26 protein-coding genes and 1 rRNA gene are annotated in these 26,566 nt (G+C 42.7%); 10 read left to right on the top strand and 17 right to left on the bottom strand.

Annotated elements, in window-relative coordinates; all coding sequences use genetic code 11:
- Positions 1-38 precede the first annotated feature (38 nt).
- From ssbA to KHQ79_RS22240, 7 genes are all read right to left on the bottom strand, one after another.
- Positions 39-557, bottom strand: a complete 519-nt coding sequence (ssbA, locus tag KHQ79_RS12405; RefSeq protein WP_003219228.1) for a single-stranded DNA-binding protein SsbA — start codon at positions 555-557, stop codon at positions 39-41.
- A 40-nt stretch (positions 558-597) separates the two neighbouring features.
- Positions 598-885: a 30S ribosomal protein S6 gene (gene rpsF / locus KHQ79_RS12400; protein ID WP_003236622.1), complete on the bottom strand. Its 288-nt coding sequence runs from the start codon at positions 883-885 to the stop codon at positions 598-600.
- Positions 886-995: 110 nt separating this feature from the next.
- A complete protein-coding gene (gene ychF, locus KHQ79_RS12395) occupies positions 996-2,096 on the bottom strand; it encodes a redox-regulated ATPase YchF (protein WP_003236624.1) in 1,101 nt (366 codons plus the stop codon).
- A gap of 126 nt (positions 2,097-2,222) precedes the next feature.
- Positions 2,223-4,226: a molybdopterin-dependent oxidoreductase gene (locus tag KHQ79_RS12390; protein ID WP_225515377.1), complete on the bottom strand. Its 2,004-nt coding sequence runs from the start codon at positions 4,224-4,226 to the stop codon at positions 2,223-2,225.
- A gap of 50 nt (positions 4,227-4,276) precedes the next feature.
- Positions 4,277-4,483, bottom strand: coding sequence for a DUF951 domain-containing protein (locus KHQ79_RS12385; protein ID WP_003219236.1), 207 nt, complete (start codon positions 4,481-4,483; stop codon positions 4,277-4,279).
- A 93-nt stretch (positions 4,484-4,576) separates the two neighbouring features.
- Complete coding sequence (locus tag KHQ79_RS12380) at positions 4,577-5,593, bottom strand: YkvI family membrane protein (RefSeq protein WP_225515375.1); 1,017 nt, start codon at positions 5,591-5,593, stop codon at positions 4,577-4,579.
- A gap of 164 nt (positions 5,594-5,757) precedes the next feature.
- Positions 5,758-5,880, bottom strand: coding sequence for a hypothetical protein (locus KHQ79_RS22240; protein ID WP_268275665.1), 123 nt, complete (start codon positions 5,878-5,880; stop codon positions 5,758-5,760).
- Positions 5,881-6,019: 139 nt separating this feature from the next.
- On the opposite strand from KHQ79_RS22240, the gene yyaC reads away from it, so the two are divergent.
- A complete protein-coding gene (yyaC, locus tag KHQ79_RS12375) occupies positions 6,020-6,637 on the top strand; it encodes a spore protease YyaC (protein ID WP_084992270.1) in 618 nt (205 codons plus the stop codon).
- 39 nt (positions 6,638-6,676) lie between these two features.
- On the opposite strand, the gene spo0J is transcribed toward yyaC, so the two are convergent.
- A complete protein-coding gene (spo0J, locus tag KHQ79_RS12370; RefSeq protein ID WP_225515373.1) occupies positions 6,677-7,525 on the bottom strand; it encodes a stage 0 sporulation protein Spo0J in 849 nt (282 codons plus the stop codon).
- Complete coding sequence (soj, locus tag KHQ79_RS12365; protein ID WP_003219244.1) at positions 7,518-8,279, bottom strand: sporulation initiation inhibitor protein Soj; 762 nt, start codon at positions 8,277-8,279, stop codon at positions 7,518-7,520. Before soj ends, spo0J begins: the two co-directional genes overlap by 8 nt.
- Positions 8,280-8,522: 243 nt before the next feature.
- On the opposite strand from soj, the gene KHQ79_RS12360 reads away from it, so the two are divergent.
- Positions 8,523-8,963 carry a PH domain-containing protein gene (locus KHQ79_RS12360; RefSeq protein WP_225515659.1) on the top strand — a complete coding sequence of 147 codons (441 nt, stop codon included), beginning with the start codon at positions 8,523-8,525 and terminating at the stop codon, positions 8,961-8,963.
- Positions 8,964-9,013: 50 nt separating this feature from the next.
- Here the strand turns inward: KHQ79_RS12360 and noc are convergent, their stop codons facing one another.
- The 8 genes from noc to rpmH form a co-directional block, all read right to left on the bottom strand.
- On the bottom strand, positions 9,014-9,865 hold the full coding sequence (gene noc / locus KHQ79_RS12355) for a nucleoid occlusion protein (RefSeq protein WP_003219249.1): 852 nt from the start codon (positions 9,863-9,865) through the stop codon (positions 9,014-9,016).
- Between the two features lie 121 nt (positions 9,866-9,986).
- The gene (gene rsmG / locus KHQ79_RS12350) at positions 9,987-10,706 is read right to left on the bottom strand and encodes a 16S rRNA (guanine(527)-N(7))-methyltransferase RsmG (RefSeq protein WP_119914585.1); all 720 of its coding nucleotides are present in this window, start codon (positions 10,704-10,706) and stop codon (positions 9,987-9,989) included.
- A gap of 13 nt (positions 10,707-10,719) precedes the next feature.
- The gene (gene mnmG / locus KHQ79_RS12345; RefSeq protein WP_060399975.1) at positions 10,720-12,606 is read right to left on the bottom strand and encodes a tRNA uridine-5-carboxymethylaminomethyl(34) synthesis enzyme MnmG; all 1,887 of its coding nucleotides are present in this window, start codon (positions 12,604-12,606) and stop codon (positions 10,720-10,722) included.
- A 20-nt stretch (positions 12,607-12,626) separates the two neighbouring features.
- Positions 12,627-14,006: a tRNA uridine-5-carboxymethylaminomethyl(34) synthesis GTPase MnmE gene (gene mnmE, locus KHQ79_RS12340; RefSeq protein ID WP_003219255.1), complete on the bottom strand. Its 1,380-nt coding sequence runs from the start codon at positions 14,004-14,006 to the stop codon at positions 12,627-12,629.
- A 311-nt stretch (positions 14,007-14,317) separates the two neighbouring features.
- A complete protein-coding gene (jag, locus tag KHQ79_RS12335; protein ID WP_003236644.1) occupies positions 14,318-14,944 on the bottom strand; it encodes an RNA-binding cell elongation regulator Jag/EloR in 627 nt (208 codons plus the stop codon).
- The gene (spoIIIJ, locus tag KHQ79_RS12330) at positions 14,941-15,726 is read right to left on the bottom strand and encodes a YidC family membrane integrase SpoIIIJ (RefSeq protein WP_080010902.1); all 786 of its coding nucleotides are present in this window, start codon (positions 15,724-15,726) and stop codon (positions 14,941-14,943) included. Before spoIIIJ ends, jag begins: the two co-directional genes overlap by 4 nt.
- Positions 15,727-15,870: 144 nt before the next feature.
- Positions 15,871-16,221, bottom strand: a complete 351-nt coding sequence (rnpA, locus tag KHQ79_RS12325; protein ID WP_003236647.1) for a ribonuclease P protein component — start codon at positions 16,219-16,221, stop codon at positions 15,871-15,873.
- A 152-nt stretch (positions 16,222-16,373) separates the two neighbouring features.
- Positions 16,374-16,508 carry a 50S ribosomal protein L34 gene (gene rpmH, locus KHQ79_RS12320; protein WP_003178075.1) on the bottom strand — a complete coding sequence of 45 codons (135 nt, stop codon included), beginning with the start codon at positions 16,506-16,508 and terminating at the stop codon, positions 16,374-16,376.
- A gap of 626 nt (positions 16,509-17,134) precedes the next feature.
- On the opposite strand from rpmH, the gene dnaA reads away from it, so the two are divergent.
- From dnaA to KHQ79_RS12280, 8 genes are all read left to right on the top strand, one after another.
- A complete protein-coding gene (gene dnaA, locus KHQ79_RS12315; protein WP_003236652.1) occupies positions 17,135-18,475 on the top strand; it encodes a chromosomal replication initiator protein DnaA in 1,341 nt (446 codons plus the stop codon).
- Between the two features lie 188 nt (positions 18,476-18,663).
- Positions 18,664-19,800, top strand: a complete 1,137-nt coding sequence (dnaN, locus tag KHQ79_RS12310) for a DNA polymerase III subunit beta (RefSeq protein ID WP_225515371.1) — start codon at positions 18,664-18,666, stop codon at positions 19,798-19,800.
- Positions 19,801-19,931: 131 nt separating this feature from the next.
- Positions 19,932-20,147, top strand: coding sequence for a ribosome maturation protein RlbA (gene rlbA / locus KHQ79_RS12305; protein WP_003236655.1), 216 nt, complete (start codon positions 19,932-19,934; stop codon positions 20,145-20,147).
- Positions 20,148-20,162: 15 nt separating this feature from the next.
- Positions 20,163-21,275, top strand: a complete 1,113-nt coding sequence (gene recF, locus KHQ79_RS12300; protein ID WP_225515369.1) for a DNA replication/repair protein RecF — start codon at positions 20,163-20,165, stop codon at positions 21,273-21,275.
- Between the two features lie 17 nt (positions 21,276-21,292).
- Positions 21,293-21,538, top strand: coding sequence for an extracellular matrix regulator RemB (gene remB, locus KHQ79_RS12295; RefSeq protein WP_003219266.1), 246 nt, complete (start codon positions 21,293-21,295; stop codon positions 21,536-21,538).
- A gap of 53 nt (positions 21,539-21,591) precedes the next feature.
- A complete protein-coding gene (gyrB, locus tag KHQ79_RS12290) occupies positions 21,592-23,508 on the top strand; it encodes a DNA topoisomerase (ATP-hydrolyzing) subunit B (RefSeq protein WP_003236659.1) in 1,917 nt (638 codons plus the stop codon).
- A gap of 209 nt (positions 23,509-23,717) precedes the next feature.
- The gene (gyrA, locus tag KHQ79_RS12285; RefSeq protein ID WP_003236661.1) at positions 23,718-26,183 is read left to right on the top strand and encodes a DNA topoisomerase (ATP-hydrolyzing) subunit A; all 2,466 of its coding nucleotides are present in this window, start codon (positions 23,718-23,720) and stop codon (positions 26,181-26,183) included.
- Positions 26,184-26,464: 281 nt separating this feature from the next.
- Positions 26,465-26,566 (top strand): 16S ribosomal RNA (locus KHQ79_RS12280); the annotation flags it as partial.

Raw genomic sequence — 26,566 nt, 5'->3', positions numbered from 1 at the left:
ATTTCCCTCCTTTCTTTTTCATTTTTGCGATAATCACATTAGAATGGAAGATCGTCATCCGAGATGTCAATCGGTTTGCCGTCGTTGGCAAATGGGTCATCATTAAAGCTGTTCCCCTGATTGCGTCTCTGGTTGTTTTGATTTCCCCCGAATGGATTATCATTTTGGCCTCCGCCAAAGTACTGGCCTCCGCCGCTATTTCCTTCGTTGTATCCACCTGAACCAGAACCGCCGCCGTTTTTCGGCTCAAGAAATTGAACACTTTCAGCTTGGACCTCAGTCACGAAGACACGCTGTCCTTGCTGGTTTTCATAGTTTCTTGTTTGTAAACGGCCATCTACGCCTGCAAGGCTTCCTTTTTTCAGGAAATTTGCAACGTTTTCGGCTTGTCTTCTCCAAGTGACACAATTAATGAAATCGGCCTCACGTTCTCCGGACTGGTTCGTAAATGTACGATTCACAGCAAGAGTAAACGTAGCAACAGCCGCACCGTTTGGCGTATAACGAAGCTCTGGGTCTTTTGTCAGTCTTCCGACTAATACAACTCGGTTAAGCATAAGAAAGACCACCTTTTACCATTATATATTTCAAAATTGCTTATTCTTCTTCTTTAACAACAATGTGGCGAATGATATCGTCACTGATCTTAGCTAGACGGTCAAATTCTTGAACTGCCGCAGCGTCAGATTGAACGTTTACGATTTGGTAGAAACCGTCGCGGAAATCGTTGATTTCGTAAGCAAGACGACGTTTACCCCAATCCTTTGTTCCAGTGATCTCCGCACCGTTAGAAGTCAGAACGTTGTTGAAACGCTCGATAACTGCTTTTTTAGACTCATCGTCAATGTTTGGGCGGATAATGTACATAACTTCGTACTTTCTCATCTGTTTGCACCTCCTTTTGGACTAAGCGGCCCATAATGGGCAAGGAGCAATAATTCTATTACTCACAATTTTATATTATACCAAAGCTCTTGTCCCTTTACAACTGCATCCTATACATTAAATCGGAAATGAATAACATCTCCGTCTTTAACCACATACTCTTTTCCTTCAAGACGGACTTTTCCTGCTTCTTTGGCTCCTGCCATGCCGCCGCCCGCTAGAAGATCCTCATAAGCAACAGTTTCAGCACGAATGAAGCCGCGCTCAAAGTCACTATGAATAATTCCTGCACATTCTGGGGCTTTCATGCCTTTTTTGAATGTCCAAGCTCTGACTTCCTGTTCTCCGGCTGTGAAATATGTTGCAAGGCCAAGAAGGGAGTAAGACGCTTTGATCAGCTGATCAAGACCTGATTCTTCAATGCCCAGCTCTTCCAGGAACATTTGCTTTTCTTCGCCTTCAAGCTCAGCGATTTCCGATTCGATTTTCGCACACACAACGATAACTTCCGCGTTTTCGCCGGCAGCGTACTCGCGAATCTTCGCTACATTTTCATTGCCAGACGGATCAGCCACTTCATCTTCACTTACGTTCGCCACGTACAAAATAGGCTTCGAAGTCAGTAAATGAAGCTGCTTTACAAGCTTTTGCTGCTCTTCAGTAAACTCAACAGAACGAGCAGGCTTTTCATTCTCAAACGCTTCTTTCAGTTTAGACAGAATCTCAAACTCAAATACAGCGTCTTTATCTTTTTGCTTCGCAAGTTTGCTGACGCGTGTAATCCGCTTTTCAACCGTTTCCATATCAGCGAGGATCAGCTCAAGGTTGATTGTTTCAATATCATCAATCGGATCAACTTTTCCGGAAACGTGTGTAATATTATCATCAGAAAAAGCGCGGACAACGTGGCAAATCGCATCAACCTGGCGAATGTGAGAAAGGAATTTATTGCCGAGACCTTCTCCTTTAGATGCGCCTTTTACAATCCCTGCAATATCAGTGAATTCAAAAGCAGTCGGCACAGTCTTCTTCGGTTTGACCAGCTCAGTCAGCTTTTGCAGACGTTCGTCCGGTACTTCTACAATCCCTACGTTCGGATCAATCGTACAGAACGGGTAGTTGGCTGATTCGGCACCGGCCTGTGTAATTGCGTTAAATAGTGTTGATTTCCCGACGTTTGGCAAACCAACAATTCCAGCTGTTAAAGCCATTCTTTCATCTCCTCTATATAAAACCGTCATTGTATAAACGTATTTTGAACCTAGAGCAATTATAAGGAGGTTCACTGGAAAAGACAAGCTGACAAAACTGCATTTTCACCCTGCCAAGCCCTTTGATTATGCTTTTTTCAAGCCTACTAAACAGTCAAAAAGCGTACTTCCCATTCCATTATCGGAATTTGTATCATTTGTCAGTGCATTGACTGAACCTCCAAAAGCCGCCCACATGCCTTCATCTATATTAATCGTCTTCGGGTGAGCCTGCTTCATCACTTTCACCTTGCCCGTCAATCGCCCGCGGTCATTAAAGATGGCAACCTCGTCTCCGTCCTGAAGATCCTGCTCAGCCGCTATATCCGGAGAAATATCCACTTGAATATGCTGAAGCTTTTCAATAAACGGCACATGCTGCGAATGATTAGAACGCTGGGGATGAATGGACAAAAGCGTGTAAGGATACTTTTCAGCTAACTCCTCATTATGGAAAACAGATTCTTCGGGCACGTTTAATTGAAGCAAGCCGCTCAATCCTTTTTCCTCAGCTAACGACGAAGTAAATTCAAATTTTCCGCTCGGCGTCAAAAACTTATAATCATCCCACGGCACTTGCTTGACTGGAAGAGGGAGGTGGCCTTTTTCTTTCAATCGCTCAAGCGTCACGTCCTCTGTTTCCAATGAAGACAGCCCCATCTCCAAAAATTCTTCAGTACTGTATTCAAACAGCTCGCCAAATCCAAGGCGTTTTGCAAGCTCTGACCAGATCCAGCTGTCCGACTTCGCTTCACCCTGCGGCTCCACAAGCTTCTTTCCGTACTGAACATAATGATGATACATACTGGAATAATAGATATCCTCTTCTTCAAAAACAGTGGCAGTCGGCAGCACATAATCACACAGTTTTGCCGTATCTGTCATGATAGAATCAATCGCTACCGTCATCGGCACTTTTTCAAACGCTTGTCTTACTTTATTGGTATTCGGCACCTGAGTCAGCGGATTTCCGCACGTCACGATAATCATCTCAATCGCTGGATCAGCAGCCGTCAACACCTCTTCAGCCTGTGTCATCATTGAGAATGAGCGTGATGCTGTTTTTAATTCCGGCAGCGTAAGCTTCGTTTTTGCAAAGCTCTCACCGATCTGAACGTTACCGAAATTCGCGCCGCCGCCTTTAATTCCAACATTTCCGCTTGCCGCAACAAGTGCATCAATCCAGCGAATCGTTTCGCCGCCGTTTTTATATCGCTGCATGCCAAGCCCCATAAAAGTAGACACCGGGCCGTCAGCATACAAACCGGCCAGATACTCCAGCTCCTCCATAGATGCTTCTGTTTTCACAATAAACTCTTCTAAGGAAACGGTGTTCAAAAGCTCTTTTACATCATCGAAACCCACAGAGTGCTCAGAAATAAACGTCTCATCCATTCTTCCTGTCTCAATCAGAACCTTCAAAACAGCTGCCGCAAGCCAGCCGTCCATTCCCGGTTTTACAGAGATATAGCGGTCTGCAAGCTTGGCAGTCGGGTTGAAGATCGGATCAATCACTGTAAGCGTGGCACCCTTTTTCTTCACCTGCTGCAAATGATGGTATAAGTGCATATTCGTTCTGGATACATTTCTTCCCCACACAACAACATGTTTGCTGTTGTAAATATCAAGGGGGCCGTGCCCGTACGAACGGCCGAAATCCCAGCTTTGCGCCTCGATACCGGAGCCCCAGCATATGCTTCCGACGATTTCAGTCACGCCGCCATATCCATTAAAAAAACGCTGATCTAGCGCTTTTAACAAACCGTTATTCGCATAATCATGGCTGTGCAAAACAGCAGTCGTTTCTGACGTTTCCTTGATCTCCCGAAGCTTATCGGCAATTTCATCAAGCGCCTGCTCCCAGGAAATCCGCACAAACTCGCCATTTTGTTTTTTCATCGGATAGCGAAGCCGTTCAGGCGAATTTGTTTTTGTCTCAAGCATTCTGCCGCGGCCGCAGATTTTGCCTTCCGTAATCGGATGGTTTGGATCTCCGTCCACTTTTGTTACCTTTCCGTCTTCAACAGTCACCAAAAAACCGCAGCTGTCCCAGCAATTCAGCGGACATGCTGACTGATGCACTTTGCTCATCGCCGTCTTCTCCTTACCTACTATATGAAAAAGCATGAGTGCAGGCCTTTTTACGAAGTAGGCTCCTCATGCTTGACTAGTACTTTTTTTAGTTTTCTTTCAAATTCTTTTCTCGGAATCATTACACTGTGAGAGCATCCCTCACACTTAATTCGAATATCCATTCCCATGCGTATAATTTTCCAGCTGTTCGCTCCGCATGGATGCGGTTTTTTCATTTCTACGATATCATTCAGGCCAAAGTCTTTATCCGCCAAGACCCTTCACCTCTTTTCATAAACTGCTGTATCTATTGTACAAAAAAACTGATCATAAGAGCAATCAAGATATCCGAAAAGAAAGATATCCTCTTATTTCCATTTACTTAAAATAGGATATAACAGCAGACAAACTAACAAATATAAATTCAGCATCCCGTATATCGGGTACAAGAACGCGATTAAATCAGAAAATCCGAAAGAAGTAAAAGGCACCATCAACGCTAACAGAATCAACACAATCATCCATCTCGGCATATGAACAAACGCCATCAGCCGGCTGGACAGCCCCAGCAAACCAGCCACCGTCGTCGTGTAAATCGCCAAGCACAGCACCGCCGTCATACATAAAAAAAGGAAATAAGGCGCCCCCTCCAGAACGGCAAACAACGGTATTTCAAACTGAGAAAGGGAGCCCGCCAGATCCACTAACGTTTCATTATAAACAAAAGAGATCACGCCAAAAATAAGTCCGCTTGCCACACTTGCGATTTTCGCTTCTCCGAGTCCTTTCATTTCTTTCCCAACGGAGGATAAAATCGCGACAACTGAAAGGATATTTAAAGAGGTAAACGTAATGCTCGCAGGCCAGTTATACTGCCGAGTCAAATCTATCGTCCATGTATGGTGATGGGTGCTCTGAAAGGAGATCAGCGCATACAGCAGCCCCGCTACTAAAACAGGTATTAAAAAACCATTTACTGATAATATTCCTTTCACATCCCAGAAAAACAAACACACTGTCACGATGCAAATCAACGCGATTCCCCACCAGAAAGGAAGCTTGTACATTTGCAGGGTCACACCGCCTCCGGCAATCATCACCATAGTCGTCGAAAACAAATAAAAAACGATGAGGACATCATAAATTTTCGCCAGCCATGGTCCCATCAAATGTTCCAGAACCGGCAGAAAATGAGTGGATTGAACCTTAAAACTGATTTTCATCACAATATAAGACGAAAAAATGAACATAATTGTAAACAGCACAATAGCAAGTCCGCTTTCCGCCCCAAAAAACTGCCATATCTCCTGACCGCTCGCATATCCGGCCCCGATCAGGCTCCCTAATATGAGCAGCATCCACTTCATTCCGGCTCTCCACAACATCATCACCTCATAGCACAGAGTTCAGCTTGTTCCTGTTATTGTTACTATATAAATAACACAAAGCAAAAATGCCATATTTTCAGTAGACATTGACCACAAGGTGAAATTATCATACGAAATACACATAAAAAAAGACTGCCAATGCAGGCAGTCGAAAACCGATATTAATTTGTCCGCGGAAATAAGGAATGAACCTCATCCTTCACTTGTTCTAACATTCCTTTGTATGCATCTTCATCCAGATACCCGATGCCGCCGAAATCAATGTCCGGCAGCCAACCATTCATACCCTCTATCTCAAAAAATATCTAGCGTCATACACAAAGCATAAAAGACCGTACTGCTGGATATACTGTAAACAACCTTACATATCTACATACACACCATAGCTATTCTGTTACCTACTATAACAAGGAAGTGAAACCTATGAATCGAAAAGGCGGGCTTTTTTCCTCTCAGGAACGAGTAAAGCAATATGTTTCACATACAGATGCAGCTGCAGCAAAACAAATCCAAACCATCCTTTCATCATCCTTACGTAAAGCTGCCGGCAAACCAATTGTCGTGGTTTGTATCGGAACAGACCGTTCAACCGGTGATTCATTAGGCCCGCTCGTAGGAATGAAACTCAAACAGATGCAACTCACCAGATTTCATGTCTATGGCACCTTATCTGACCCAGTCCATGCTGTGAATATGAAAGATAAAATCAATGACATTCAAAAATTACATAAAAATCCATTTATTATAGCAGTCGATGCATGCTTAGGACGCGTCAAAAGTGTAGGATCGTTTCAAATCGGAGACGGGCCATTAAAGCCCGGAGCCGGAGTGCAAAAAGACCTGCCTGAAGTAGGAGATCTTCATATTAACGGAATTGTGAATGTGAGTGGTTTTATGGAATACTTTGTTTTACAAAATACAAGGCTGCACTTGGTCATGAATATGGCAAATGTTCTTGCTGAAGGATTGAGTTTAACAGATCGAACAGAGTGGAGACAGGAACGCCTTAGCCCGCTGCAACGGCTCACTGGGCGAATATAAAAAAAGAAACCATCTTCGCTGGAAAGATGGTTTCTTTTTTTACAATTCACGTTCAGACAATAGCTCTAAAATCCGATCAAGATCTTCATTAGAGAAAAATTCAATTTCGATTTTGCCTTTTTTCTTTTGTCTTTTAATATTAACTGTTGTTCCAAAATAATTTTGGAGATAGGATTCCCGTTCTTTTAGAACTGCGTCTTTCACGGGTTCTTTTTTCTTTGTTTCACGTGGAACATTCTGATTTAACTGCTGAATCAGCTGCTCAAGCTGACGAACATTGAGCTGCTCTGCAATGACCTTTTGTACAAGCGGTTCAAGCTTATTTTTGTTTTTCAGGCCAAGAAGCGTGCGTCCATGCCCCATAGAAAGCGTACCTTCGGCAATAAGCTGCTGAATGTTTTCTGGCAATGTCAGCAATCTTAAATGATTCGCAATATGCGGTCTGCTTTTGCCAAGACGTTTGGCAAGCTGTTCTTGTGTGAGATCTAAGTGCTTCAGCAAAGAGTCATAGGCCTGAGCCTCTTCAAGCGGCGATAAATCTTCACGCTGAAGGTTTTCCAGTAAAGCAATTTCTCTCATTAATGCCTCTGATAATTCACGGACAATCGCCGGAACCGTGTCTAAACCCGCCAGCTTTGCCGCACGAAAACGCCGCTCACCTGCAACAATATCATAGCCTTTTAAAGATTTTCTGACGATAAGCGGCTGGAGAATGCCATGCTGCAGCACGGATTCTTTTAGTTCAGCTAATGCCTCGTCATCAAAGTGGTTTCTTGGCTGATAAGGATTAGGGCGTAAATCGGCAACTTTAATTTCTTCAACAGTCTCTTCAGACAAATCGACCTGATTAAACAACGCATTAATCCCTTTTCCAAGGCCTTTAGCCATTCGCAGCCACTTCCTTTGCTAAATCTAAATATACTTCCGCACCTCTTGACCGCGGATCGTATAAAATGATGGGTTTTCCGTGGCTCGGTGCCTCGCTCAGACGGACATTACGCGGAATAACCGTCTTATATACTTTATCTCTAAAATATTTTTTAACCTCTTCAATCACTTGAATGCCGAGATTGGTCCGGGCATCAAGCATTGTCAGCAATACTCCTTCAATCATTAAATCAGTATTCAAATGCTTTTGCACAAGGCGTACTGTATTTAATAACTGGCTGAGCCCCTCTAAGGCGTAATATTCGCACTGTACAGGAATCACAACGGAATCTGAGGCAGTAAGCGCGTTAATCGTCAGCAGTCCCAATGACGGCGGACAATCAATGATAATATAATCATAATTCTGCTTTACTGCTTCAAGCGCCCTCTTCAGTCTCACTTCTCTTGAAATCGTCGGAACCAGCTCGATTTCAGCTCCAGCAAGCTGAATCGTCGCAGGAATCACGTCCAAGTTTTCTACTGTCGTTGCTTTAATAATATCTATTACATCTGCATCATCTACTAAAATATCGTACACACACTGCTCTACATCGGCTTTTTCAATCCCCAATCCGCTTGTCGCATTTCCCTGCGGATCAATATCTACCAGCAGAACCCTTTTCCCTATGTAAGCCAAACATGCCCCAAGGTTGACAGACGTCGTTGTTTTGCCGACTCCGCCTTTTTGGTTCGTAATTGCTATGATTTTTCCCACGATGTCACCTACTTTCACATGAACATGTACTATCTTGCTTCTATTCTATCAAAAAAAGATTAAAGCGTTTCATTTTTTTCATCATTTTGTTCCAATTCAGAAAGGAAATAATTGAAAATTCAAGCACGCTATATGCTTTCTCTTATAAATTCTGTAATTTCTATGTTTTTTTGACTTAAAAAAGGAATTTCTTAAAGAAAAAAAGAAGAAGTTACAGTGCAGAACGTACAGGACGGTGAGAATATGGTTTATAAAACAAAAAGAGATATACCCGTTACGCTGATGATTGTGTTTCTCATATTACTGATACAAGCAGATGCCATTGTTCCTTTTGTACTGGGAAATGTAAGGGTTTCAGGCTGGATCATTTTTGCTCTGCTGACTCTTTTAAATGTGCTCATCATTTGGAGCTTTATTGACCTGAAATACATATTGAAGGAGCACCACCTGATCATTAAAGCCGGACTGATCAAACATCAAATTCCTTACGTAAAAATCGAAAAAGTGGTTCAAAAAAAGAAGCTGTGGTCAGGTTTTCGTCTGATCGGCTCTCGTCATGCCATCACGATATATTATCAGGGGGGATGGGGACATGCAGTGATTTCACCGCAAAATACTGAAGAATTTATCCACAAGCTCAAAGAAAAGAATTCTAATATAACAACATTCAGTAAAAGTAATTAATTCCCTTTTACCACAAACACAAAAAGCTCTCCTGCTTATCAGGAGAGCTTTTATTTTGGTATGCGAATCGTTAATTGAATATATTCTTCAAATTCTTCTTCTTCCGTATTCAATTTTACACCGCTGTCTTCAACCATTGATAGTGACTGGCGAATCGTGTTCATTGCAATTCTTGTATCTCTGCTGAACGCTTTGCGTCTCGGCTTTGGTTTTCTCTGGCCTTGCTCCAGCATTTTCACCACGCGGTCTTCCGTCTGCTTTACATTTAAGCTTTTCTCAATAATCTCTGTGAGCAGTGTGACTTGGAGCTCAGGCTGTTTCAGCGGAATCAGCGCTCTGGCATGACGCTCAGTGATTTTCTTCTCCATAATCGCGTCTTGGACCGGCTGAGGCAGCTTTAATAACCGCAGCTTATTCGCAATTGTGGATTGCCCTTTTCCTAAACGCTGTGCGAGTGCTTCCTGTGTTAAGTCATGCAGCTCAAGAAGCCGAGCATAGGCATGCGCTTCCTCAATAGAAGACAGTTCTTCCCGCTGCAAGTTTTCAATTAACGCCACAGAAGCGGTTTCCGTGTCGGAAAAATCCTTAATAATAGCCGGAATCTTTTCCCACTCGAGCGATTGCACCGCTCTCCAGCGTCTTTCACCTGCAATGAGTTCGTATTGGCCTTCTTCTTCTGTATGCCTGACAACAATCGGCTGAATAATGCCGTGTGTATGAATGGTCATTGCTAACTCTTTGATTTTTTCATCTGAGAAAATGGTGCGTGGCTGAAAACGGTTGGGAACGATAGCATTTACCGGTATTTCCAGAATCTCTTCTTTGTTTGTTTCATGTTCAGCAATCTCCGGTTCCTGTTCCTTCTCACCAAGCCCGAAGAAACGAGAGAATGAATGCTTCATGTACCTACACCACCTTTAAAAACTGCCATTTTTATAATTCTATTTTCTCATGGTTTTTCCTGCTGTACATCCATCAATTTTGATGAAAATATGATGGTATTGTCATATCAGGCTGTCTAAATTACCCTTCAATTGGCGATTTATTAGGAGTTCCCGGTTTTCTTGGATACTTCTTAGGTGTATTTTTTGTCTTGCGTATCACCATAATATTACGATCGCTTTCTTCAATAGGCAGCTTAAAGGAATGGATATTCTCAAGTTCTCCCCCAAGCGTCGTGATCGCTTTTTTGCCTGCATTCAGTTCTTCTTCAGCTGATGCGGCTTTTAAAGCAACAAATAAACCGTTTTTCTTTACCAGAGGCAGGCAAAGCTCACTTAAAACAGATAGTCTTGCAACTGCTCGCGCCGTCACAATATCATAGCTTTCCCGTACGTCTTTCCGCTGTCCGAATGTTTCAGCTCTGTCATGGCAGAATGTCGTATTCTCCAATTGCAAAGCTTCAGACAACTTTTCTAAAAACGTAATCCGTTTGTTTAGTGAATCCACGATTGTGACATGGAGGTGCGGAAAGCATATTTTAATCGGAAGACTCGGAAAACCCGCTCCCGCTCCGACATCACAAATCGTGTTCACTTGATTGAAGTCGACATAAAAAGCGGCTGTGATGGAATCATAAAAATGCTTAAGATACACTTCTTTTTTCTCTGTAATTGAAGTCAGATTGATTTTTTCATTCCATTCAACCAGCATGTCGTAATACAGCTCAAATTGTTCCAGCTGACGGGGAGAAAGGGAGATCCCTTTTTCCGCCAAACCAGAAGTGAATTCTTCAATATTCATGCCGTCATCCTTTCTATTCGGCTATCTTCGCAATGCGTCCCTGCTCTAAATACACCAATAGAATTGAAATGTCCGCCGGGTTTACACCGGAAATGCGGGAAGCTTGGGCAACAGACAAAGGACGCACATTTTTCAGCTTTTGACGCGCCTCAGTCGCGATCCCTTTAATTGCGTCATAATCAATTCGATCCGGAATTTTTTTGTTTTCCATCTTCTTCAGTTTTTCCACTTGTTGAAGAGATTTTTCAATATATCCTTCATATTTCACTTGGATTTCTACTTGTTCTGCCACGTCTTGCGGAACCGGCACTTCTGGCGGCGCCAGTTTAGTGACTGTTTCATAGTTCATTTCAGGACGTTTCATCAAGTCTGTGCCGCGAACGCCATCTTTCAATTCGCTTCCGCCAAGAGAACGGATATACTCTTGATTTTCCGGAGACGGCTTGATAATCACAGAATGCAGACGTTTTTTCTCCGCTTCAATTGCCGCTTTTTTCTTCTCAAAAGCTGCATAGCGCTCATCAGAAATCAATCCAATGCTGTGTCCGATTTCTGTCAGACGCAAATCAGCATTGTCATGACGAAGAAGCAGTCTGTATTCAGCACGAGATGTCAATAGACGGTATGGTTCATTGGTTCCTTTTGTCACAAGGTCATCAATCAGAACACCAATATAGGCGTCAGAACGGCTCAGAATCACTTCTTCTTTTCCAAGCGCTTTTCGACCTGCATTGATTCCTGCCATAATTCCTTGTCCCGCGGCTTCTTCATAACCGGATGTTCCGTTAATTTGGCCTGCAGTAAACAGGTTTGTGATTTTTTTCGTTTCAAGTGTCGGCCATAGCTGTGTCGGTACAATCGCATCGTACTCGATCGCATAGCCGGCTCTCATCATTTGCACGTTTTCAAGACCCGGAATCGTTGCAAGCATTCTTTGCTGCACATCTTCTGGAAGACTTGTAGATAAACCTTGGACATAGACTTCCTGCGTATTTCTGCCTTCCGGCTCAAGGAAGATTTGGTGACGCGGTTTATCATTAAAACGGACAACTTTATCTTCAATGGACGGGCAGTATCTTGGGCCCGTACCTTTGATCATACCGGAATACATCGGTGAACGGTGCAGGTTGCTGTCAATAATCTCATGTGTCTCAGGGCTTGTATATGTCAGCCAGCAAGGAAGCTGATCTGTAATATATTCCACTGTTTCATATGAGAAAGCGCGAGGCACATCGTCACCAGGCTGGATTTCCGTTTTGCTGTAATCAATCGTGTCGCTTTTGACGCGAGGCGGCGTACCTGTTTTAAAACGAACAAGGTCAAAGCCCAGTTCTTCCAAATGCTCAGAAAGCTTAATAGAAGGCTGCTGGTTGTTCGGACCGCTTGAGTAAGACAGATCCCCAAGAATGATTCGTCCTCTTAAATATGTCCCAGTCGTCATGACAACGGCTTTCGCACGATAATGCGCGCCGGTTTGTGTAATCACACCGCGGCATTCGCCGTCTTCAACGATCAGCCGCTCCACAATTCCTTGCAGCAATGTTAAGTTTGGTTCTTTTTCAAGCGTATTTTTCATTTCATGCTGATATTGGAATTTGTCTGCTTGGGCACGCAATGCACGGACCGCAGGACCTTTTCCAGTATTCAGCATTCTCATTTGAATATGCGTTTTATCGATGTTTCTGCCCATTTCTCCGCCGAGCGCGTCAATTTCGCGGACGACAATCCCTTTTGCGGGGCCGCCGACAGACGGATTACATGGCATAAATGCAACCATATCTAAGTTGATGGTCAAGACAAGCGTTTTGGCGCCTTGGCGTGCAGATGCGAGGGCAGCCTCAACACCGGCATGCCCGGCGCCAATCACAATCACATCGTATTGGCCTGCTTCATACCCCATGATTCTAGTTCCTCCTTTTATTATTTTCCTAAACAGAATTGCGAAAAGAGCTGATCAATTAAGCTTTCGTGGACAGAATCTCCGATAATTTCGCCCAAAAGCTCCCAGCATCTTGTAAGGTCGATTTGCACCATGTCGATCGGGACATCCTGTTCAATGCCGCTAAGCGCATCTTCAATGGCACGTTTGGCCTGCTGTAAAATAGAGATATGACGTGTGTTGCTGACATAAGTCAGATCCCCGCTTTCAATGGCACCCGTGTAGAACAGCGATTGAATCGCTTCTTCCAAATCATTGATGCCTTCCTCTTTTAGTAGAGATGTCGTAACAACAGGACGTCCATTGGCAAGCTCACGGACACGTTCACTGTCAATCTTCGCCTCAAGGTCAGTCTTATTCATAATCACGATAACGTCCATGCCCTCAACGGCTTCAAAAAGCTTCACGTCTTCTTCAGAAAGCTCTTCACTATAATTAAGCACAAGTAAAATCAGGTCCGCTTCCTTTAGAACCTGGCGAGAACGTTCAACACCGATTCGTTCTACAATATCCTCTGTTTCACGAATACCTGCTGTATCAACCAGACGGAGCGGAACGCCCCTTACATTAACGTATTCCTCAATCACATCCCGAGTCGTTCCGGGAATATCGGTCACAATGGCTTTCGCCTCATGAACAAGGCTGTTCAGAAGAGATGATTTTCCCACATTCGGCCGGCCGATAATGACAGTAGAAAGACCTTCACGCAAAATTTTCCCTTGCTCAGAAGTCCTCAGCAGCGCCTCAATTTCTTTTTTCACGGCGGTTGCCTTTTCAACCAAAAGCTGATGCGTCATTTCCTCTACATCATCGTACTCCGGATAATCTATATTCACCTCAACATGAGCAAGCGTTTCTAAAATCTCACTGCGCAAACGGCGCACCAAAGCAGAAAGACGCCCTTCCATTTGGTTCATAGCGACGTTCATTGCCCGGTCCGTTTTCGCTCTGATTAAGTCCATAACCGCTTCCGCCTGTGAAAGATCGATTCGGCCGTTTAAAAATGCGCGTTTTGTAAATTCACCCGGCTCTGCAAGTCTCGCTCCCTCTCTCAATGCGAGCTGAAGCACTTGGTTCACAGTCACAATTCCCCCGTGACAGTTAATTTCGATGACATCTTCACGTGTAAAAGTTCTCGGTGCTTTTAACACTGATACCATTACTTCCTCAACGACACGATCCGAAGGTCTGTCTACGATATGACCATAATGAATCGTATGTGATTCGACCGAGCTGAGTGTTTTTCCCTTCGGTCCTTTATAAATTTTATCTGCGATTTGAATTGCTTCTGGTCCGCTCAACCGTACAATCGCAATCGCGCCTTCACCCATCGGTGTGGAAATTGCTGCAATTGTATCCATGCTGTTCACCTCTCTTTACTTATACTTTCATCTATATAAAAAAATTTTTATTATGCCAAAACTAAAAGATAACATAGTTTGGTTCGAAGTGGAAGATGTGTTATCCACAGAATTAGGAATTCGCCTTCTATTACTTTAACTTATCCACATGTGAATAACAATTAATTTTATTTCCTGAACTTCCTTTTTATCAACAGGATACACCTAAAAAGAAAAAACTTAAACGGCAAAAGCTTGATATTACTAGGAAAAATAGACTTTTCTCATACAAAAAAACCGAAATCCGATTTTTACCGGACTTCGGTTTTATGCTATCTTTTATGGGAAATAACGAGATGGCGATTTTCACCTTCACCCATTGAATACGTTTTGATCTGGTGATTTGCATATCCAGAAAGAGTATCATGAATGATTTTTCTTTCACTGGACGGCATAGGTTCCAGATGTACTGCTTTTTTCGTTTTCAAAACCTGGTCTGCAAGCCTGATGGCCAGCTGGCTCAGTGTATCTTTTCTTTTTAAACGATAGTTTTCTGCATCTACCGTCACATTTTTATATTGGCCTGGATTACGGTTAAGGACAAGCTGCGTCAAAGTTTCAAGAGCATTTAAGGTTTGTCCTCTTTTCCCAATCAACAATGCCGCTTTTTCACCTGTTATATGGAAACGTACTGTCTTTTTGCTTTCTTGAACAGTCACATCAGACTTCCCTGCAATGGCTTCGGCAATCGTCTGAAGATAAGACTTCGCTTGCTGAATCGGATCAATCCTTTCAACCAGCTTTACGACCGCCGGCTTTTTACCGAAAATACCGAGAAACCCTTTGTTTCCCTCTTCAATAACGGTAATTTCAACCTTATCCTTCGTTAATTCCAGCTCTCGCAACCCGGATTGTACTGCTTCATCGACATTTCGCCCTGCAGCAGTCACATTCCTCACTTTTTCTTTCCTCCAGCTTTTTGCGGTTCAGGATCTTTTTTAATATCAGGTCCTTTAATGAGGAAAGTTTGCGCAATCATAAACAAGTTACCGACTACCCAATAAAGAGAAAGTGCCGCCGGGAAGTTGATCGCAAATACGATAATCATAATCGGCATAATCCAAAGCATCATCGCCATTTGCGGATTTTGCTGCGCATTGCCCGCCATCATCAGCTTTTGCTGAACAAATGTAGCGACACCGGCAACGATAGGAAGAATATAGAAAGGATCTTTTTCTCCTAAGTCAAACCACAAGAAACTATGCTCTGAAATCGCCTGCGTTCTCATGATCGCATGATAGAATCCAATTAAAATCGGCATCTGGATTAAAATCGGGAAACATCCCGCCAACGGATTGACACCATGCTTTTGGAATAAAGCCATTGTTTCCTGCTGAAGCTTTTGCTGTGTTTTTTGATCCTTTGAGCTGTACTTTTCTTTAAGCTTTTGCATTTCCGGCTGTAAAGCCTGCATCGCTTTCGAACTTCTCAGCTGCTTAATCATCAGCGGTAAAATTAATAAACGAATTAAAATGGTAACAAGAATAATTGAAAGTCCATAGTTATCTCCCGTCAATTTCGCTACATACGTAATGAGCTCAGACAATGGATATACTACGTACTTGTCCCAAAAATGCGGACTATCTGCAGTGATCGGCTCTTTCACACTCGAGCATCCAGCCAAAAGCATGAATACGCCAACCATACTTAATAGCAACCCTATTCTCCTTTTCAACAACATTTCCTCCTATAATTAATCTCTACACTCTTTTATTGCAAAGCATACTTGTATGTATTTTAGCATCTTTCAGTTTTAAATGGTGTCTTTTTCTGATCAACCAGAAAGGAAGCGCTTTTAAAAGTTGTAAGAAAGCAGTGGCAATGCCTACTTTGACGAGGATTTCTTATATAAAGAAGACTTCCTGAATAGATGCTGCAGACTTTTTTTCGTTTCCTCATATGTCAGCTGGCTCGCCGGTTTTCTGGCAATAATGATGTAATCCTTTTCCTTCAGTCTCTCTTTCTCTTCAAGAAAGGCCTGCCGAATCAAACGTTTGATCCGATTTCGCATCACAGCGTTGCCAATTTTTTTGCTGACGGAAAGCCCGACACGCAGCTCATCGTTTTCAGGCTGATCTAGCGTATATAAGACAAACTGGCGGTTCGCTACGGATGTCCCCTGCTTAAACACTTTTTGAAAGTCTTCATTTTTCTTTAAACGATTTCGCTTCTTCAATTGACTCACTCCGATACTGGCTGGCAGAAACTTTTAAAAATGTATGATGACAATGAGATGCATCAGAACCAGGAAGCATGCCCCGGTTCCTTACGCATCACATCTATCTTTTCCCATAACGTGAAAAAAGACCACTGACATTATTCAGTGGCCTAAGCTGATAATACTTTTCTGCCTTTGCGGCGACGGCGTGCTAAAACTAGACGACCGTTTTTTGAACTCATACGGCTTCTGAAGCCATGAACTTTACTGCGTTTACGGTTATTCGGTTGGAATGTTCTTTTCATTTATGACACCTCCCTCGAGGAATAGCTGTTAAAGACAGTCTTACTTATTATATTTGCGTTACCTATTCATTGTCAACTTCACTAGTGCTTTTATTTCTTGCAACCATAATAGGATACCATACCTTTTCAACTTTCGAAACCTTATTTTTTAGATTCCTTAATTTAACGAAAAAAAGTCGAATCCAAACAATTTCCCCCTAAAATCATGAATGTGGATATCTTTTTCGCCTTTTTTTAATATCCACAGAGGTTATCGACAACATTTTCACATTACCAACCCCTGTGGACAAGATTTTTTCAACAGGTTGTCCGCTTTGTGGATAAGATTGTGACAACCATTGCAAGCTCTCGTTTATTCTGGTATTATATTTGTGTTTTAACTCTTGATTACTAATCTCACCTTTCCTCTTTATCCACAAAGTGTGGATAAGTTGTGGATTGTTTTCACACAGCTTGTGTAGAAGGTTGTCCACATGTTGTGAAATTTGTCGAAAAGCTATTTATCTACTATATTATATGTTTTCAACATTTAATGTGTACGAATGGCAAGCGCCATTTGCTCTTTTTTTGTGTTCTATAACAGAGAAAGACACCATTTTCTATGAAAAGGAGGGACGTGCCGGAAGATGGAAAATATATTAGACCTGTGGAATCAAGCCCTTGCTCAAATCGAAAAAAAGTTGAGCAAACCGAGTTTCGAGACTTGGATGAAATCAACTAAAGCCCACTCACTGCAGGGAGATACATTGACGATCACTGCTCCTAATGAATTTGCCAGAGACTGGCTGGAGTCCAGATACTTGCATCTTATTGCAGATACTATATATGAGTTAACCGGGGAAGAATTGAGCATTAAGTTTGTCATTCCTCAAAATCAAGATGTTGAAGACTTCATGCCGAAACCGCAAGTCAAAAAAGCGGTTAAAGAAGAAACATCTGATTTTCCCCAAAATATGCTCAATCCAAAATATACTTTTGATACTTTTGTCATCGGATCTGGAAACCGATTTGCACACGCAGCTTCTCTTGCGGTAGCGGAAGCACCCGCGAAAGCATACAACCCTTTATTTATCTATGGGGGCGTCGGCTTAGGGAAAACACACTTAATGCATGCAATCGGCCATTATGTAATAGATCATAATCCTTCTGCCAAAGTGGTTTATCTGTCTTCTGAGAAATTTACAAACGAATTCATCAACTCTATCCGAGATAATAAAGCCGTCGATTTCCGCAATCGCTATCGAAATGTTGATGTGCTTTTGATAGATGATATTCAATTTTTAGCGGGGAAAGAACAGACCCAGGAAGAATTTTTCCATACATTTAACACATTGCACGAAGAAAGCAAACAAATCGTCATTTCAAGTGACAGACCGCCAAAAGAAATTCCGACACTTGAAGACAGATTGCGTTCACGTTTTGAATGGGGCCTGATTACAGATATCACGCCGCCTGATTTGGAGACGAGAATTGCGATTTTAAGAAAAAAAGCCAAAGCGGAAGGGCTCGATATTCCGAACGAGGTTATGCTTTACATCGCAAATCAAATCGACAGCAATATTCGGGAACTTGAAGGAGCATTAATCAGAGTTGTTGCTTACTCATCCTTAATTAATAAAGATATTAATGCTGATCTGGCCGCCGAGGCGTTGAAAGATATTATTCCTTCTTCAAAACCGAAAGTCATTACGATAAAAGAAATTCAGAGGGTAGTAGGCCAGCAATTTAATATTAAACTCGAGGATTTCAAAGCAAAAAAACGGACGAAATCAGTAGCTTTCCCGCGTCAAATCGCCATGTACTTATCAAGGGAAATGACTGATTCCTCTCTTCCTAAAATCGGTGAAGAGTTTGGAGGCCGTGACCATACGACCGTTATTCATGCGCACGAAAAAATTTCAAAACTGCTGGCAGACGATGAACAGCTTCAGCAGCATGTAAAAGAAATTAAAGAACAGCTTAAATAGCAGGTCCGGGGATTATTCGGGGAAAGTGTGAATAACTTTTCAGAAGTCATGCACAGTCTGTCCACATGTGGATAGGCTGTGTTTCCTGTCTTTTTCACAACTTATCCACAAATCCACAAGCCCTACTATTACTTCTACTATTTTTTAAAAATATATATATTAATACATTATCCGTTAGGAGGATAAAAATGAAATTCACGATTCAAAAAGATCGTCTTGTTGAAAGTGTCCAAGATGTATTAAAAGCAGTTTCATCCAGAACAACGATTCCCATTTTGACTGGTATTAAAATTGTTGCATCAGATGATGGCGTATCCTTTACAGGAAGCGATTCAGATATTTCTATTGAATCCTTCATTCCTAAAGAAGAAGGAGATAAGGAAATCGTCACAATAGAACAGCCCGGAAGCATCGTTTTACAAGCCCGCTTCTTTAGTGAAATTGTAAAAAAACTGCCGATGGCAACTGTAGAAATCGAAGTGCAAAATCAGTATTTGACGATTATCCGTTCTGGCAAAGCTGAATTTAATCTAAACGGGCTTGATGCTGATGAGTATCCGCACTTGCCGCAGATCGAAGAGCATCATGCGATTCAAATTCCAACTGATTTGTTAAAAAATCTAATCAGACAAACAGTATTCGCGGTGTCCACCTCAGAAACACGCCCCATCTTGACAGGTGTAAACTGGAAAGTGGAGCGAAGTGAATTATTATGCACTGCGACGGATAGTCACCGTCTCGCATTAAGAAAAGCGAAACTTGATATTCCAGAAGACAGATCTTATAACGTCGTGATTCCGGGAAAAAGCTTAACTGAACTCAGCAAGATTTTGGATGATAACCAAGAACTTGTAGATATCGTCATTACAGAAACCCAAGTTCTGTTTAAAGCGAAAAACGTCTTGTTCTTCTCACGGCTTCTGGACGGAAATTATCCAGATACAACCAGCCTGATTCCGCAAGACAGCAAAACCGAAATCATCGTGAACACTAAAGAATTCCTTCAGGCGATTGATCGTGCATCTCTTTTAGCCAGAGAGGGACGCAACAACGTGGTGAAGCTTTCTGCAAAACCTGCTGAATCCATTGAGATTTCGTCTAACTCACCAGAAATCGGTAAAGTTGTGGAAGCAATTCTTGCAGATCAAATTGAAGGTGAGGAATTAAATATCTCATTTAGTCCAAAATATATGCTGGATGCACTAAAGGTGCTTGAAGGAGCAGAAATACGCGTAAGCTTTACAGGGGCAATGAGACCTTTCTTAATTCGCACGCCGAATGATGAAACGATTGTACAGCTTATCCTTCCTGTCAGAACCTATTAATCCGATACACTGCTGCCGACCCGCTCGGCAGCTTTTCTATTCGGTATCTGCTCCGACAAGTTTTCCCTTTCCCTAATTCGTTTTTTTTTAGTACAATTAGATATTAGTGATATTTGAAAGAGGTCGATATAATGGCAAATCCGATTTCAATTGATACAGAGATGATTACACTCGGACAATTCTTGAAATTAGCCGATGTGATTCAGTCAGGCGGTATGGCAAAGTGGTTTTTAAGCGAGCATGAAGTGCTTGTGAACAGCGAGCCGGACAACCGCCGCGGCAGAAAGCTGTATGTTGGAGATGTGGTAGAGATTGAAGGATTTGGTTCATTTCAAGTCGTCAATTAAAGCGGGTGATACTGATTGTATATCCAGAACTTAGAACTGACATCTTACCGCAACTACGACCATGCCGAACTGCAATTTGAAAATAAAGTAAATGTGATCATCGGAGAAAACGCCCAGGGGAAAACAAACCTCATGGAGGCGATCTATGTCTTGTCCATGGCGAAATCGCACCGGACATCAAATGACAAAGAACTTATACGGTGGGACAAAGACTATGCTAAAATAGAGGGAAGAGTGATGAAGCAAAACGGGGCGATCCCGATGCAGCTCGTCATCTCCAAAAAGGGTAAAAAGGGCAAGGTCAATCATATTGAACAGCAAAAGCTCAGCCAGTATGTCGGGGCCCTCAACACCATCATGTTTGCGCCTGAAGATTTAAATCTTGTAAAGGGAAGCCCTCAAGTGAGAAGGCGGTTTCTTGACATGGAAATCGGACAGGTTTCTCCTGTTTACCTGTATGACCTTTCTCTTTACCAGAAAATCCTTTCTCAGCGAAATCATTTTTTGAAGCAGCTGCAAACAAGAAAACAAACTGACAGAACGATGCTCGATGTTTTGACCGATCAGCTTGTGGAAGTTGCGGCAAAAGTCGTCGTAAAACGCCTGCAGTTTACAGCACAGCTCGAAAAATGGGCGCAGCCAATTCATGCGGGCATCTCAAGAGGGTTAGAAGAGCTGATCCTAAAGTACCATACGGCTCTTGAGGTATCAGATCCTGAAGACTTGTCGAAAATAGGAGATAGCTATCAAGAAGCGTTTTCTAAATTAAGAGAAAAAGAAATCGAGCGCGGTGTTACGCTGTCAGGGCCTCATCGTGACGATGTTCTTTTCTATGTGAACGGACGCGATGTGCAGACGTATGGTTCTCAAGGACAGCAGCGAACGACGGCATTGTCCCTTAAGCTGGCGGAAATTGACCTGATCCATGAAGAAATCGGAGAATATCCCATTTTACTATTGGATGATGTACTGAGTGAGCTGGATGATTATCGCCAGTCACACTTGCTTCATACGATCCAAGGCCGTGTACAAACGTTTGTCACAACGACAAGCGTTGATGGCATTGATCACGAAACCTTACGTCAAGCAGGAATGTTCCGTGTGCAAAACGGTGCGTTAGTGAAGTGAAGAAATGAGGTGGGCAATTGTATATTCATTTAGGTGATGACTTTGTGGTTTCAACACGAGATATTGTCGGCATTTTTGACTTTAAAGCCAACATGTCGCCTATTGTTGAAGAATTTCTGAAAAAACAGAAACACAAGGTGGTGCCTTCCGTAAACGGCACGCCCAAATCTATCGTAGTCACGGTTCAGAATATATATTACTCTCCCTTATCTTCCAGCACATTAAAAAAACGTGCGCAATTTATGTTTGAAATAGATTCTTAGAAATTTTTTATCAGAATATATCGTTAAGAAAAGTGTAGGTGAATGACGTGGCTATGGAACAGCAGCAAAACAGTTATGATGAAAATCAGATACAGGTTCTAGAGGGATTGGAAGCTGTTCGTAAAAGACCGGGGATGTATATCGGTTCAACAAACAGCAAAGGCCTTCACCACCTGGTATGGGAAATTGTCGACAATAGTATTGACGAAGCCCTCGCCGGGTATTGTACGGATATCAACATTCAAATTGAAAAAGACAACAGCATCACGGTGACAGATAATGGCCGCGGTATTCCAGTCGGTATTCAGGAAAAAATGGGCCGTCCTGCGGTAGAAGTCATTATGACAGTGCTTCACGCCGGAGGAAAATTTGACGGAAGCGGTTATAAAGTGTCCGGAGGATTACACGGTGTAGGTGCGTCAGTTGTAAACGCGCTTTCAACGGAGCTTGATGTGACGGTACACCGTGACGGTAAAATCCACCGCCAAACTTATAAACGCGGAGTTCCGGTTGCAGACCTTGAAATCATTGGCGAAACGGATCATACAGGAACGACTACACATTTTATCCCGGATCCTGAGATTTTCACAGAAACAACTGTGTATGATTATGATCTGCTTGCTAACCGCGTGCGCGAATTAGCCTTTTTGACAAAAGGCGTCAACATCACGATTGAAGATAAACGTGAAGGACAAGAGCGCAAAAATGAGTACCATTACGAAGGCGGAATTAAAAGTTATGTAGAGTATTTAAACCGTTCTAAAGAAGTAGTCCATGAAGAACCGATTTACATTGAAGGCGAAAAGGACGGCATTACGGTTGAAGTGGCTTTGCAATACAATGACAGCTACACAAGCAACATTTACTCGTTTACAAACAACATTAACACGTATGAAGGCGGTACCCACGAAGCTGGTTTCAAAACGGGTCTGACTCGTGTTATCAACGATTACGCCAGAAAAAAAGGGCTTATTAAAGAAAATGATCCAAACTTAAGCGGAGATGACGTAAGAGAAGGACTGACCGCGATTATTTCAATCAAACACCCTGATCCGCAGTTTGAGGGCCAAACGAAAACAAAACTAGGCAACTCAGAAGCGCGGACAATTACCGATACGTTATTTTCTGCGGCAATGGAAACATTTATGCTGGAAAATCCAGATGCGGCCAAAAAAATTGTCGATAAAGGTTTAATGGCAGCGAGAGCACGAATGGCTGCAAAAAAAGCGCGTGAATTAACACGCCGCAAGAGTGCTTTGGAAATTTCAAACCTTCCAGGTAAGTTAGCGGACTGCTCTTCAAAAGACCCGAGCATCTCCGAGTTATATATCGTAGAGGGTGACTCTGCCGGAGGATCTGCTAAACAAGGCCGCGACAGACATTTCCAAGCCATTTTGCCGCTTAGAGGTAAAATCCTGAACGTTGAAAAAGCCAGATTGGATAAAATCCTATCTAACAACGAAGTACGCTCTATGATCACAGCGCTCGGCACGGGTATCGGGGAAGATTTCAACCTGGAGAAAGCCCGTTACCACAAAGTTGTCATTATGACAGATGCCGACGTTGACGGCGCGCACATCAGAACACTGCTGTTAACGTTCTTTTACAGATATATGCGCCAAATTATTGAAAATGGCTATGTGTACATTGCGCAGCCGCCGCTTTACAAGGTTCAACAGGGAAAACGTGTTGAATATGCATACAATGACAAGGAGCTTGAAGAACTGTTAAAAACTCTTCCTCAAACGCCTAAGCCTGGATTGCAGCGCTATAAAGGTCTTGGTGAAATGAATGCCACCCAGCTATGGGAGACAACCATGGATCCAAGCTCTAGAACGCTCCTTCAGGTAACTCTTGAAGATGCAATGGATGCGGATGAGACATTTGAAATGCTGATGGGCGACAAAGTAGAACCGCGCCGAAACTTCATAGAAGCGAATGCGAGATACGTTAAAAATCTTGACATCTAATATAAAAAGCCTTATTTCCAATAAGAAATAAGGCTTTTTTCTGAACGAGACCAGACTCAGTAAAGCTCGTAATACCTATATATTCTAGCAATTTAATGTGTATAATCATAAGTTTATTGATATAATGGAGAATAGTGAAATCGTATTGAAGATCATAATGGACAATCTACTCCCACATATTTCATGTGATACTTCAGGGAGGTTTTTTAATGAGTGAACAAAACACACCACAAGTTCGTGAAATAAATATCAGTCAGGAAATGCGTACGTCCTTCTTGGATTATGCAATGAGCGTTATTGTGTCCCGTGCTCTTCCAGATGTTCGTGACGGTTTAAAACCGGTTCACAGACGGATTTTATACGCAATGAATGATTTGGGCATGACGAGTGACAAGCCTTATAAAAAATCTGCGCGTATCGTCGGAGAAGTTATCGGGAAATACCACCCGCACGGTGATTCAGCGGTATATGAATCCATGGTCAGAATGGCGCAGGATTTCAACTATCGTTACATGCTCGTTGACGGTCACGGAAACTTCGGTTCTGTTGACGGAGACTCAGCGGCTGCCATGCGTTATACAGAAGCAAGAATGTCTAAAATCTCGATGGAAATTCTTCGAGATATTACAAAAGACACAATCGATTATCAGGACAACTATGACGGGTCAGAAAGAGAACCGGTTGTTATGCCTTCAAGGTTCCCGAATCTGCTCGTGAACGGTGCTGCCGGGATTGCGGTAGGTATGGCAACAAACATTCCTCCGCACCAGCTTGGGGAAATCATTGACGGTGTACTTGCGGTCAGTGAGAACCCGGACATTACAATCCAGGAGCTGATGGAAGTCATTCCGGGTCCTGATTTCCCGACTGCGGGTCAAATCTTGGGACGCAGCGGTATCCGGAAAGCATACGAATCTGGCCGAGGCTCTATCACGATCCGGGCAAAAGCTGAGATTGAACAAACATCTTCAGGTAAAGAAAGAATTATCGTTACAGAGTTACCTTACCAAGTAAATAAGGCGAAATTAATCGAGAAAATTGCTGATCTCGTTAGGGACAAGAAGATAGAGGGCATCACAGATCTGCGTGATGAGTCAGATCGTACAGGTATGAGAATTGTCATTGAAATCAGACGCGATGCCAATGGTAATGTTATTCTAAACAATCTGTACAAACAAACTGCTCTACAAACATCTTTTGGTATCAACCTGCTTGCACTTGTTGACGGTCAGCCAAAAGTTTTAAATCTAAAGCAATGTCTGGAGCATTACCTTGACCATCAAAAAGTCGTGATCAGACGCCGTACTGCTTATGAATTGCGTAAAGCGGAAGCGAGAGCTCACATCTTGGAAGGTTTGAGAGTAGCTCTGGATCATCTCGATGCAGTTATTTCCCTTATCCGTAATTCCCAAACGGCTGAGATCGCGAGAACAGGTTTAATTGAACAATTCTCACTGACAGAGAAGCAAGCACAAGCGATCCTCGACATGAGGCTGCAGCGTTTAACAGGACTGGAACGTGAAAAGATCGAAGAAGAATACCAATCTCTAGTTAAACTAATTGGAGAGCTAAAAGACATCTTGGCAAACGAATATAAAGTGCTTGAGATCATCCGTGAAGAACTCACGGAAATCAAAGAGCGTTTTAACGATGAAAGACGTACCGAGATCGTCACTTCTGGATTAGAGACAATTGAAGATGAAGATCTCATTGAGAGAGAAAATATCGTAGTGACTCTGACACACAACGGATATATTAAACGTCTCCCTGCATCAACTTACCGCAGTCAAAAACGGGGCGGAAAAGGCGTACAGGGAATGGGAACAAACGAAGATGATTTCGTTGAACATTTGATCTCTACTTCAACTCATGACACGATTCTCTTCTTCTCGAACAAGGGGAAAGTGTATCGTGCAAAAGGGTATGAAATCCCTGAGTATGGCAGAACAGCAAAAGGAATCCCGATTATTAACCTGCTGGAGGTAGAAAAGGGTGAATGGATTAACGCGATTATTCCAGTCACTGAATTCAATGCGGATCTTTACCTTTTCTTCACAACAAAGCACGGGGTTTCAAAACGAACTTCGCTGTCTCAGTTTGCTAATATCCGCAACAATGGCCTGATCGCTCTGAGTCTTCGTGAGGATGATGAATTGATGGGTGTACGTCTAACTGACGGTACAAAACAAATTATCATCGGAACGAAAAATGGATTGCTGATCCGTTTCCCTGAAACAGATGTCCGGGAAATGGGAAGAACTGCGGCAGGCGTAAAAGGCATCACCCTGACCGATGACGATGTTGTTGTCGGCATGGAGATATTAGAGGAAGAATCACATGTCCTTATCGTAACTGAAAAAGGTTACGGAAAACGAACTCCTGCTGAAGAGTATAGAACCCAAAGCCGGGGCGGAAAAGGACTCAAAACAGCGAAAATCACTGAGAACAACGGCCAATTAGTAGCAGTGAAAGCTACTAAAGGTGAAGAGGATCTAATGATTATTACAGCCAGCGGTGTACTCATTAGAATGGACATCGATGACATCTCAACTACCGGACGTGTCACTCAAGGTGTACGCCTCATCAGAATGGCAGAAGAAGAGCATGTTGCTACAGTAGCACTAGTAGAAAAAAACGAAGAAGATGAGCAAGAAGAAACACAAGAAGAAGTGTGAGGAAAAGCGCAGCTGAAACAGCTGCGCTTTTTTGTGTCCATACCCCTTTACAGTCATAAAAATTATGGTATAATCATTTCTGTTGTCTTTTAAAAGATACAAACATGACTAGTAAAACTTTTAAAAAAAAGTGTTGACCTAGTTAACTAAAAATGTTACTATTAAGTAGTCGCTTCGAGAGAAGCACACAAAGTTCTTTGAAAACTAAACAAGACAAAACGTACCTGTTAATTCATTTTTAAATAAATCGCACAGCGATGTGCGTAGTCAGTCAAACTACTTTATCGGAGAGTTTGATCCTGGCTCAGGACGAACGCTGGCGGCGTGCCTAATACATGCAAGTCGAGCGGACAGATGGGAGCTTGCTCCCTGATGTTAGCGGC

The organism is Bacillus sp. TSO22, assembly GCF_020223595.1.
Classification (GTDB): Bacteria; Bacillota; Bacilli; order Bacillales; family Bacillaceae; genus Bacillus; species Bacillus inaquosorum.
Note: the sequence above shows the minus strand (reverse complement) of the source record. Positions and strands in the feature narration are given on the sequence as shown.

Bases quoted from the DNA above. Each gene is read 5' to 3' on its own strand.
- yyaC (WP_084992270.1), top strand. From the start codon at position 6,020: ATGAATCGAAAAGGCGGGCTTTTTTCCTCTCAGGAACGAGTAAAGCAA.
- gyrB (WP_003236659.1), top strand. From the start codon at position 21,592: ATGGAACAGCAGCAAAACAGTTATGATGAAAATCAGATACAGGTTCTA.
- KHQ79_RS12380 (WP_225515375.1), bottom strand. From the start codon at position 5,593: ATGTTGTGGAGAGCCGGAATGAAGTGGATGCTGCTCATATTAGGGAGC.
- KHQ79_RS22240 (WP_268275665.1), bottom strand. From the start codon at position 5,880: ATGAATGGTTGGCTGCCGGACATTGATTTCGGCGGCATCGGGTATCTG.
- rpsF (WP_003236622.1), bottom strand. From the start codon at position 885: ATGAGAAAGTACGAAGTTATGTACATTATCCGCCCAAACATTGACGAT.
- spoIIIJ (WP_080010902.1), bottom strand. From the start codon at position 15,726: ATGTTGTTGAAAAGGAGAATAGGGTTGCTATTAAGTATGGTTGGCGTA.
- noc (WP_003219249.1), bottom strand. From the start codon at position 9,865: ATGAAGCATTCATTCTCTCGTTTCTTCGGGCTTGGTGAGAAGGAACAG.
- dnaA (WP_003236652.1), top strand. From the start codon at position 17,135: ATGGAAAATATATTAGACCTGTGGAATCAAGCCCTTGCTCAAATCGAA.
- gyrA (WP_003236661.1), top strand. From the start codon at position 23,718: ATGAGTGAACAAAACACACCACAAGTTCGTGAAATAAATATCAGTCAG.
- mnmG (WP_060399975.1), bottom strand. From the start codon at position 12,606: ATGGGGTATGAAGCAGGCCAATACGATGTGATTGTGATTGGCGCCGGG.
- mnmE (WP_003219255.1), bottom strand. From the start codon at position 14,006: ATGGATACAATTGCAGCAATTTCCACACCGATGGGTGAAGGCGCGATT.
- ychF (WP_003236624.1), bottom strand. From the start codon at position 2,096: ATGGCTTTAACAGCTGGAATTGTTGGTTTGCCAAACGTCGGGAAATCA.
- KHQ79_RS12390 (WP_225515377.1), bottom strand. From the start codon at position 4,226: ATGAGCAAAGTGCATCAGTCAGCATGTCCGCTGAATTGCTGGGACAGC.
- ssbA (WP_003219228.1), bottom strand. From the start codon at position 557: ATGCTTAACCGAGTTGTATTAGTCGGAAGACTGACAAAAGACCCAGAG.
- spo0J (WP_225515373.1), bottom strand. From the start codon at position 7,525: ATGGCTAAAGGCCTTGGAAAAGGGATTAATGCGTTGTTTAATCAGGTC.
- rsmG (WP_119914585.1), bottom strand. From the start codon at position 10,706: ATGAATATTGAAGAATTCACTTCTGGTTTGGCGGAAAAAGGGATCTCC.
- rpmH (WP_003178075.1), bottom strand. From the start codon at position 16,508: ATGAAAAGAACATTCCAACCGAATAACCGTAAACGCAGTAAAGTTCAT.
- dnaN (WP_225515371.1), top strand. From the start codon at position 18,664: ATGAAATTCACGATTCAAAAAGATCGTCTTGTTGAAAGTGTCCAAGAT.
- KHQ79_RS12360 (WP_225515659.1), top strand. From the start codon at position 8,523: ATGGTTTATAAAACAAAAAGAGATATACCCGTTACGCTGATGATTGTG.
- rlbA (WP_003236655.1), top strand. From the start codon at position 19,932: ATGGCAAATCCGATTTCAATTGATACAGAGATGATTACACTCGGACAA.